Here is a 1034-nt window from a genome sequence, read left to right on the forward strand (position 1 = left end):
TAAATGATTTTTCAAAAAGAACTAAAATTAAAAATAAGAAAAATCCAAGAATTAAAGCATGCGTATGAACCACGCTTAATCTAGTTATTCCTGTAAAATCACTCATTCTTGTGAACTCTCTAAAGAATACTCCCCCTAAAAGTCCAAAAAGTAAATATAACATTGATGTATTAAAAATCTTTTTCATTAATCTAATCCCCCTTTTGCTAATTACTATTATTATATAACAATAAACTTCCTTTTGTCATAAAATATTTTTATACTTCCATAACTTTTTAATGAAAACCTTAAAAAAAAAAAGAACTGGCTAACCAGTCCTTTTAAAATTCCTATTTTCTTAACTCTTTAATGTCTTCAACTATTAATTCAGGTTTTAAGTGATATCTTTCATAAAGTTCATTTATAGGAGTTCCATCAGTAAATTCTTTAGTTGCTCCATAGTTTAGAACCTTCATTTCTTTATCTCCATAGAATCTAGTTATTTTTTCACCAAATCCACCATCTAAAATACCATCTTCTAATGTTATTACTACATCATGGTCTTTAGTTAAATCTTCTAACATTTCTTTATCGATTCCTGTTATATATCTTGGATTTATTAATGTTCCATCTATATTAAGTTCTGATTTTAATTTTTCTATTACCTCTTCTCCAAGTTTAAAGAAACCTCCAAGCCCTATAACTGCAACCTTACTTCCTTTTTTGATTATTTGGAATTTATTTAAATCAGAATAATCTTCCTGAACTTCAAAGTCATAACTTCTTACAGCACCTACTGGTACTTTTATAAATACAGGATGACCTTTTTGTTCTATTCCCCAGTCCATCATTTTTAGGAATTCCTCTTTACATGTTGGCGCTAAGTATACTATATTTGGAATGTTTGAAATTAATGGAATATCAAATATTCCATGGTGAGTAACGTCAGCTCCTGTAATTCCACCATTATAAACTAATACTAAAGCTGGATTATCATTTATTGCTAAGTCATGTGACATTTGATCATATGTTCTTTGAATGAATGTACTTGCAAA

2 protein-coding genes are annotated in these 1034 nt (G+C 28.1%); both read right to left on the minus strand.

Annotation, left to right across the window (positions count from 1 at the left end; genetic code table 11):
* On the minus strand, positions 1-187 hold a 187-nt coding region (locus tag ACRDDY_RS13420), incomplete at its 3' end, for a DUF2871 family protein (protein ID WP_438565449.1).
* Between the two features lie 142 nt (positions 188-329).
* The coding region (locus ACRDDY_RS13425) for a transketolase C-terminal domain-containing protein (RefSeq protein ID WP_438565450.1) at positions 330-1034 on the minus strand (705 nt) is incomplete at its 5' end.

The organism is Clostridium sp. (assembly GCF_051656525.1).
Lineage (GTDB): Bacteria > Bacillota > Clostridia > Clostridiales > Clostridiaceae > Clostridium.